Annotated in this window: 7 protein-coding genes and 2 pseudogenes; 7 read left to right on the top strand and 2 right to left on the bottom strand. The window is 71.7% G+C overall.

Annotated elements, in window-relative coordinates; genetic code table 11:
- Positions 1-39: 39 nt before the first annotated feature.
- Both ASC77_RS27845 and ASC77_RS07020 read left to right on the top strand, forming a co-directional pair.
- Positions 40-372: pseudogene (locus ASC77_RS27845) on the top strand (MFS transporter); the annotation flags it as partial.
- An 82-nt stretch (positions 373-454) separates the two neighbouring features.
- Positions 455-1468: an MFS transporter gene (locus tag ASC77_RS07020; RefSeq protein WP_056150415.1), complete on the top strand. Its 1014-nt coding sequence runs from the start codon at positions 455-457 to the stop codon at positions 1466-1468.
- Here the strand turns inward: ASC77_RS07020 and meaB are convergent.
- Both meaB and ASC77_RS07030 read right to left on the bottom strand, forming a co-directional pair.
- Positions 1426-2391 carry a methylmalonyl Co-A mutase-associated GTPase MeaB gene (gene meaB, locus ASC77_RS07025; RefSeq protein WP_056150417.1) on the bottom strand — a complete coding sequence of 322 codons (966 nt, stop codon included), beginning with the start codon at positions 2389-2391 and terminating at the stop codon, positions 1426-1428. The two genes, ASC77_RS07020 and meaB, sit on opposite strands and share 43 nt — an antisense overlap.
- Positions 2375-3568, bottom strand: a complete 1194-nt coding sequence (locus ASC77_RS07030) for an acetyl-CoA C-acetyltransferase (protein ID WP_056150418.1) — start codon at positions 3566-3568, stop codon at positions 2375-2377. The genes meaB and ASC77_RS07030 overlap by 17 nt, the downstream gene beginning before the upstream one ends.
- Positions 3569-3691: 123 nt before the next feature.
- On the opposite strand from ASC77_RS07030, the gene mce reads away from it, so the two are divergent.
- From mce to ASC77_RS07050, 5 genes and pseudogenes are all read left to right on the top strand, one after another.
- Positions 3692-4147 (top strand): methylmalonyl-CoA epimerase, encoded by a 456-nt coding sequence (mce, locus tag ASC77_RS07035; protein ID WP_056150420.1) that lies wholly within the window; start codon positions 3692-3694, stop codon positions 4145-4147.
- A 443-nt stretch (positions 4148-4590) separates the two neighbouring features.
- On the top strand, positions 4591-5716 hold a 1126-nt coding region (ccrA, locus tag ASC77_RS07040; protein WP_321163691.1), incomplete at its 3' end, for a crotonyl-CoA carboxylase/reductase.
- Between the two features lies 1 nt (position 5717).
- Positions 5718-6033: pseudogene (locus ASC77_RS27850) on the top strand (zinc-binding dehydrogenase); the annotation flags it as partial.
- 143 nt (positions 6034-6176) lie between these two features.
- On the top strand, positions 6177-7412 hold the full coding sequence (locus ASC77_RS07045; RefSeq protein WP_156390971.1) for a hypothetical protein: 1236 nt from the start codon (positions 6177-6179) through the stop codon (positions 7410-7412).
- Positions 7409-8536 (top strand): AI-2E family transporter, encoded by a 1128-nt coding sequence (locus ASC77_RS07050; protein ID WP_056150424.1) that lies wholly within the window; start codon positions 7409-7411, stop codon positions 8534-8536. The genes ASC77_RS07045 and ASC77_RS07050 overlap by 4 nt, the downstream gene beginning before the upstream one ends.
- Positions 8537-8645 lie beyond the last annotated feature (109 nt).

The raw sequence follows: 8645 nt of genomic DNA on the forward strand, positions 1-8645 counted from the left end.
GATTGACTCTCCCGCTACGGGAGGCCGGAGAACGTGGTCATGACCGACACCACCTTCCGGCGCGGGCCGCTCGCGGTCCTGCTGACCGGCACCTTCCTGATCGTCCTCGACTTCTTCGTCGTCAACGTCGCCCTCCCCTCGATGCAGCGCGACCTGCACGCCGACAACACCGCCCTGGAGTGGCTGGTCGCCGGCTACGGCCTGACCTTCGGCGGCCTCCTGCTCGTCGCCAGCCGGCTCGCCGACCGGTGGGGTCGGCGACGCGTCTTCACTGCCGGGATCGCGCTCTTCGTGACCAGCTCGCTGGCGTGCGGGCTGGCACCCGACCCCGGGAGCCTGCTGGCGGCCCGGCTGGTCCAGGGCGCGGCAGCCGCAGCCATCGGGCCGACGGTGCTCTCCCTCATCGGAGACGTGTACGCACCGGATCCGCGCGCTGGGCGCCTATGCGACGGTGATGGGCGTCGCGGCGGCCTCCGGCCAGCTCGTCGGCGGCCTGCTCATCCACCTCGACATCGCCGGCACCGGGTGGCGGGCGATCTTCCTGCTCAACGTCCCGATCGGGCTCGCGGCCCTCGCCGCGGCACCCCGGGTGCTGCCCGCCTCGCGGGTGCCGGGTGCGCCTCGTGTGGACGTGCCCGAGGCGACGCTGGTCGTCGCCGCCCTGACCGCGCTGGTGCTGCCCCTGGTCGAGGGACAGCGGCAGGGCTGGCCGCTGTGGACCTGGCTGTGCCTGGTCGGCTCCGTCGTGCTCGGCGACCTCGCGTGGCTGCGCGGCCGGGCGCTGCGCCGTCGCGGCGTGCAGCCGCTCGTGGACCTCGAGCCGCTGCGCTCCCGGGCCATCGGTGTCGCGACGCTCGGCCAGGCCCTCCTGTTCACCGGCATGGCGGCGTACTTCCTGGTGCTCGCGATCTACCTGCAGGACGGGCGCGGCCTCGGCCCGCTGGCGTCGGGAGCGGTCTTCACGATCGTCGCCGCGACGTACATGCTCGGCAGCCACGAGGCCAGCGTCCTGCTCGCCCGCTTCGGCCCGCGTGCCACGGTGACCGGCGCGGCGGTGACCTTCGGCGCGGGCCACCTGCTCCTCCTGGCGGCGGTCGAGCACGTCGGGGTCGCGGGCTCGGTGCTCTGGCTGGCACCCGGGCTGGCCGTCGGCGGCGTCGGGATGGGCGTCGCGCTGGCGGCCCTGGTCGGCACGGTGATGGGCGCGGTCGAGTCCCGGGACGCCGGCACGGTGTCGGGCACGTCGTCCACGACCCAGCAGATCGGCAACGCGCTGGGGGTGGCGCTGGTCGGCATCGTGTTCTTCGGACGGGTCGACCAGGGCCTGGTGACCGCGTTCGGCGCGAGTCTCGTCTACCTCACCGCCACCACGGCGGCGGTGGCCGTGACCGCGGGCTTCCTGCCGGGACGCCGCCGGCCGGTCGCTCAGTCGGTGAACGCCGCCAGCAGCTCGTCGGCGGCCGCGTAGGGGTCGGTGGTCCCGGCGACCACGCCCGCCGCCAGGTCGTCGAGCTCGGTCCGGCCGTGCACGTCGCCCCAGCGCTGGCGCAGGGCGGTCACGGCGATCGCCTCGATCTCGTCTCGCGCGCGGCGGGTACGTCGGGCGTCCAGCTCGCCGCTCGAGGCCAGCCACTCGTGGTGCTTCGCGATCTCCGCCACCACCTCGTCGAGGCCCTCGCCCTGCTGGGCGATGGTCTTGAGGATCGGCGGGCGCCACGAGCCCTCGGGGCGCTCGCCGAGCTGCAGCATCGAGCGCAGGTCGCGCCGGACCTGGTCGGCGCCGTCGCGGTCGGCCTTGTTGACGACGTACAGGTCCCCGATCTCGAGGATGCCGGCCTTGGCTGCCTGGATGCCGTCGCCCATCCCCGGCGCGAGCAGCACCATCGTCGTGTCGGCGAGGCCAGCGATCTCGACCTCGCTCTGGCCGACGCCGACCGTCTCGATGAGGATCACGTCGCACCCGGCGGCGTCGAGCACGCGCAGCGCCTGCGGGGTGGACCACGACAGCCCGCCCAGGTGCCCGCGGGAGGCCATCGAGCGGATGTAGACGTTGCGGTCCAGCGCGTGGTCCTGCATCCGGACCCGGTCGCCGAGCAGCGCGCCGCCGGAGAACGGCGACGACGGGTCGACCGCGAGCACGCCGACCCGCTTGTCCTGGCGGCGCAGCTCGGTGACGAGGGCGTTCGTCGACGTCGACTTGCCGACGCCGGGTGAGCCGGTGATGCCGATGACCTGGGCATGCCCGGCGTGCGGCGCGAGCGCCGCCATCACCTCGCGCAGCAGCGGGGACTCGTCCTCGACGAGGGAGATCAGGCGGGCGACGGCCCGGGCCTCGCCGGCGCGGGCGCGCTCGACGAGGTCCGGGACGTCAACGTCACGCCTTCGGGACACGCACGATCAGGGCGTCACCCTGCCCACCGCCGCCGCACAGGGCGGCCGCACCGACGCCACCACCGCGGCGCTTGAGCTCGAGCGCGAGGTGCAGCACGACGCGCGTGCCGGACATGCCGACCGGGTGGCCGAGGGCGATCGCGCCGCCGTTGACGTTGACGATCTCCGGGTCCAGGCCGAGGGCCTTGGTCGACTCGAGGCCGACCGCCGCGAACGCCTCGTTGAACTCGACGAGGTCGAGGTCGGCGGCGGTGATGCCCTCCTTGTCGAGGGCCTTCTGGGTGGCGTTGGCCGGCTGCAGCTGCAGGGAGGAGTCCGGGCCGGCGACCATGCCGTGCGCACCGATCTCGGCGAGCCACTCGAGGCCGAGCTCCTCGGCCTTGGCCCTGCTCATCACGACGACCGCGGCTGCGCCGTCGGAGATCTGCGAGGCGGAACCGGCGGTGATCGTGCCGTCCTTCGCGAAGGCCGGGGGCAGCTTGCCGAGCGACTCGGCGGTGGTGTCGCCGCGGACGCCCTCGTCGGCGCTGACGACAATCGGGTCGCCCTTGCGCTGCGGGATCGTCACCGGGACGACCTCGTCGTCGAAGACACCGTTCTTCCAGGCCTCGGCGGCCTTCTGGTGCGAGGCGGCCGCGAACGTGTCCTGCTCCTCGCGGGTGAGCTTCACGCCCTCGGCGTTGATCTGCTCGGTCAGCCCGCCCATGGCCTGCTTGGTCGCCTGGTCGTAGAGAGCGTCGTACGCCATCGAGTCGACGAGCTTCACGTCGCCGAACTTGAAGCCCTCGCGCGACTTCGGCAGGAAGTGCGGCGCGTTGGTCATCGACTCCATGCCGCCGGCGACGACGATCTCGCACTCGCCGGCGCGGATCAGCTGGTCGGCCATCGCGATGGAGTTCAGGCCCGAGAGGCACACCTTGTTGATCGTGATCGACGGCATGCTCCAGGGCAGCCCGCCGGCGATGCCCGCGGCGCGGGCCGGGTTCTGGCCGGCGCCGGCCTGGATGACCTGGCCCATGATCAGGTAGTCGACCTGCTCCGGCTGCACGGCCGCCTTCTCCAGCGCGCCCTTGATGGCGACGCCACCGAGCTCGGCCGCCGAGAGGCTCTTGAGGCCGCCGATCAGGCGGCCGATCGGGGTGCGCGCACCCGCGACGATGACGGACGGACCGGACATGAGGAGCCTCCAGAGTTCGTGGGTGGATCTCTGTCGACCTTACCCACGGGTCACCGGGGCGGCGAGGGTGGAAAAGGTCACACGCACTCGTCGTCGGGCGCGCGTCGTACGACCATGTGCGGCATGAGCACTCCATCGTTCGCGGGGTCCGCCTCGCACCTGTTCACCGCCATCGACCACGTCGGCATCGCCGTGCCCGACCTCGACGCCGCGATCGCGTTCTACGAGACGACGTACGGCATGCGGCTCGCCCATCAGGAGGTCAACGAGGAGCAGGGCGTGCGCGAGGCCATGATGGCCGTGGGCGACTCGGGCTCCTGCATCCAGCTGCTGGCGCCGTTGAACGAGCAGTCGACGATCGCGAAGTTCCTCGACGCCAAGGGACCGGGCATCCAGCAGATGGCCTACCGGGTCACCGACGTCGAGGCGGTCAGCGCGATCCTGCGCGAGCGCGGCCTGCGCCTGCTGTACGACGAGCCGCGGCGGGGCACCTCGGACTCCCGGATCAACTTCATCCACCCCAAGGACGCCGGCGGCGTGCTGGTGGAGCTGGTCGAGCCTGCCGCGAGCCCAGCGTGAGCCAGGTGTACGTCGCAGCCAGGTCGCCCATCGCGTCGTGCGCCGCGACGTACGCCTCGTGCAGCTCGTCGTCCGTGGCGCGGTACGGCGAGAGCGTGCGCATGAGCACGTCGAGTCGCCTCCCGATCTGCAGCAGACCCAGCTCGATGCGCTCCAACCGGAACTCCGGAGCCTCCCGCAGGTGCGTCGATGCGGCCGGTTCGCCTACCGCATGGGCACCGCGGCCCGACCGCAGCATGATCTCCGTGGCGTTGCACGGCGTCTGTCGGCCACGAGTCATCCGAGTACCCCCAGGGTCACGACCGGCACTCCCGACGGGCCGGCGCACCTCCGACGGTACGCCGTGACCGAGCCAGATACGTCACACCGGGTGTGCACACCTGTTACCCGTGGGTAATGTCCCGCCCAACCCAGTCCGACACCTGACCCACCCAGGAGCCGACGTGCAGCACATCCTCGACGCGATCATGGCGGGCGACACCTCGTCCGCGGACTTCGCGAACCTCGAACTCCCCGAGTCCTACCGCGCCGTGACGGTGCACAAGGACGAGGCCGACATGTTCGAGGGCCTCGCGAGCAAGGACAAGGACCCCCGGACCTCGCTGCACGTCGAGGACGTGGCGCTGCCGGAGCTCGGCCCGGGCGAGGCGTACGTGGCCGTGATGGCCTCCGCGATCAACTACAACACCGTGTGGACCTCGATCTTCGAGCCGGTCTCGACGTTCGGGTTCCTGGAGCGCTACGGCCGGCTCTCGCCGCTCGCGAAGCGCCACGACCTGCCCTACCACGTGGTCGGCTCCGACCTCGCGGGCGTCGTGCTCGCCACCGGTCCCGGCGTCACCAAGTGGCAGCCCGGCGCCGAGGTGGTCGCCCACTGTCTGAGCGTGGAGCTGGAGTCGCCCGACGGGCACGACGACACGATGCTCGACCCCGAGCAGCGGATCTGGGGCTTCGAGACCAACTTCGGCGGCCTGGCCCACATCGCGCTGGTCAAGTCCAACCAGCTGATGCCCAAGCCCGACCACCTGACCTGGGAGGAGGCCGCCTCCCCCGGCCTGGTCAACTGCACGGCGTACCGCCAGCTCGTCAGCAAGAACGGCGGCGACATGAAGCAGGGCGACAACGTCCTGATCTGGGGCGCCTCGGGCGGCCTGGGTGGCTTCGCGACGCAGTACGCCCTCAACGGTGGCGCCAACCCGGTCTGCGTGGTCTCCAACGAGGAGAAGGCCGCGATCGCCCGCTCGATGGGCGCGGAGATGATCATCAACCGCTCCGAGGCCGGCCTGAAGTTCTGGAAGGACGAGCACACCCAGGACCCGAAGGAGTGGCGCCGGTTCGGCGGCATGATCCGCGACCTGACCGGCGGCGAGGACATCGACATCGTCTTCGAGCACCCGGGCCGCGAGACCTTCGGCGCCAGCGTCTACGTCACCCGCAAGGGCGGCACCATCACCACCTGCGCCTCCACCAGCGGCTACATGCACGAGTACGACAACCGCTACCTGTGGATGAACCTCAAGCGGATCATCTCCTCGCACTTCGCCAACTACCGCGAGTCGTGGGAGGCCANGACCAGCGGCTACATGCACGAGTACGACAACCGCTACCTGTGGATGAACCTCAAGCGGATCATCTCCTCGCACTTCGCCAACTACCGCGAGTCGTGGGAGGCCAACCGCCTCATCGCCAAGGGCAAGATCCACCCGACCCTGTCGCGCACCTACTCGCTCGAGGACGTCGGCCAGGCGGCCCTCGACGTGCACCACAACAAGCACCAGGGCAAGGTCGGCGTGCTCTGCCTGGCCCCCGAGGAGGGTCTCGGGGTCCGTGACCACGAGCTCCGGGACACCCACCTCGAGGCGATCAACCGCTTCCGGGGGGTCTGACACCGCGCCGAACCTCGGCCAGATGGACATATCGCACCCCGGCTCGCGGATTTGTCGCGGGGCGGGGTGGGTTCATTTCGATCCATCGGCCAGACTGGGCGACACATCCCCACCCGGGCCCGACAGCAAGGAGCAGCGCCGCGATGAGCGACCAGGGACTGTCCATCTTCGACGACAACGAGCCCGACGAGGACGAGACCCGCACCGCCGCAGCCGACGACGCGACCCAGGTGATGCCCGTCGTGCCACCGCGCCCGGCGAAGGCGGCCGCCCCGGCCGCCCCGGCCGCCCCTGCCGCCACGACCCCGGCAGCCCCGGCGCGCCAGTCCCCGGCGCCGGCACCGGTGATCCCGCCGCGCTCCGCGCAGCCCGCCGCCCAGCCGGCCGGTGCGGGCACCTTCCCGGTCGTCCGCCGCGGCGGCTACGACCGCGACGCCGTGGACGCCCGGATCCAGCAGCTCAGCAGCGAGAAGTCCGGCCTCAGCGGCAGCCTCACCGAGTCCGAGCGACGGGCACTCGAGCTCGAGCAGCAGGTCGCCGCGCTGAAGGCCGAGCTGGCCGAGCACCAGACCCCGTCGTACGCCGGGCTCGGCGGGCGTGCCTCCGCGATGCTCCGCCTCGCCGAGGAGGAGGCGACCGAGGTCCGTGAGACCGCGCTGAACGACGCCGCGGAGATCCGCGAGCAGGCCGGTCGCGACGCCAAGGCGATCCGCGCCGATGCCGCGCGGGAGGCCGAGGACATGCGCCTGGTCCAGCTCAAGGAGCTCGACGAGAACCGCAGCCGCCTGCTCACCGACGCCGAGCAGGAGCGCTCCCTGGCCCGCAGCGAGGCGACCGACCTGGTCGCCGCCGCCAAGCGCGAGGCCGACCAGCTGCGGCTCGCCGCCGAGCAGGAGACCAACGAGCTGCGCACGACCGCCAAGCGCGAGGCCGAGCAGCTGCGCGCCGGTGCCGACCGTGAGGTCCAGGAGGCCCGTCGCACGCTGGCCGTCGAGAAGGAGCGGCTGGCCCGCGAGGCCACCGACCACCACGCCAGCGCCACCGCCGAGACCCAGCGGCTCGTGCAGGAGGCCGAGGACCGCGCCGCCGCCGCCGAGGAGCGGGCCCGGGCGGCCTCCGCCCAGGCGACCGAGCACCGCGGCCAGGCGTCGACCGAGGCCGAGGCGCTCCTCAGCCGGGCCCGCCGCGAGGCCGAGCAGATCGTCACCAGCGCCCGCACCCAGGCCGAGTCGCTGAACGCCTCGGGTGCTGCCGAGGCCGAGCGCGAGCTGGCCGCGATCCGGGCCGAGGTCGACCGGATGGCCAAGCGCCGCGACGCCATCACGGCCCAGCTCGCCTCGCTCCGCGACGTGGTCGCAGGCTTCGGCGAGGACGAGTGACCCACCCCGCGGAGCCCGAGGCCGAGGACCAGGACCAGGACGACTCCGCGGGCATCCCGATCGACGAGGACTACCTCGGCGAGCCGGGCCCGCCGCTCGACCGGCACGCGCCGTTCTACGTCGGCTTCGTCGGCGGACTGGGCGTCCTCGTCGCCATCTGGCTGGCGATGCAGGTCCAGGCCATCGGCTCCACCCTGATGCTGATCGTGGTGTCGCTCTTCCTGGCGGCCGGACTCGACCCGGCCGTCCGCTTCTTCGAGCGGCGCGGGATGCGCCGCTCGTACGCCGTCCTGACGGTGATCGTCGTCGTGATCGCGGCGCTCGCGCTCTTCCTCGTCGCGATCGTCCCGGTGATCGCCGACCAGGTGCGCTCGCTCACCGACAACGTGCCGCACTGGCTCGACCAGCTGCAGCGCAACCGCCAGGTGCAGCGGCTCGACGACGAGTACGACATCATCCAGAAGATCCAGGACTACGTCACCGCGGGCGACTTCGCGGGCGCGGTCTTCGGTGGCGCGGTGGGCGTGGGTCTCGCGGTTCTCGGTGCGCTCTTCAACGGCTTCATCGTCGTCGTGCTCACGCTCTACTTCCTCGCGTCCCTCCAGACCACGAAGTCCGCGCTCTACCAGCTCGCCCCCGCCTCGCGCCGGGACCGCGTCTCCCGCCTCGGCGACCGCGTCATCCGCAGCGTGGGTGGCTACGTCTCCGGCGCGTTCATCGTCGCGATGTGCGCCGGCATCTCGTCGCTGGTCTTCCTCTTCGTCGTCGGGCTGAGCCAGTACGCCGTGGCGCTGGCCTTCGTGGTCGCGCTGCTCGACGTGATCCCGATGATCGGCGCGACCATCGGCGCCGTGATCGTCACCGCGATCGCCTTCGCGGAGGACTGGAAGATCGGGCTGGCGTGCGCGATCTTCTACATCGTCTACCAGCAGGTCGAGAACTACGTGATCTACCCGCGGGTGATGTCGAAGTCCGTCGACGTCCCCGGCGCGGTCACCGTGATCGCGGCCCTCACCGGCGCGGCGCTCTTCGGGGTCGTCGGCGCCCTGCTCGCCATCCCCACGGCCGCGTCGATCCTGATGCTGACCCGCGAGGTCTGGGTCAGGCGGCAGGACACCCGCTAGACGCCCTAGGTGTACTGATCACGGACGTTAGGTACGGCGTGCCTGCTGGACGATGACGAAGACCTCCGGGTGAGGTGTGGAGCAACCACGCACCCACACCTGAATCACC

The organism is Nocardioides sp. Root1257 (genome assembly GCF_001425175.1).
In the GTDB taxonomy this organism is placed as follows: domain Bacteria; phylum Actinomycetota; class Actinomycetes; order Propionibacteriales; family Nocardioidaceae; genus Nocardioides.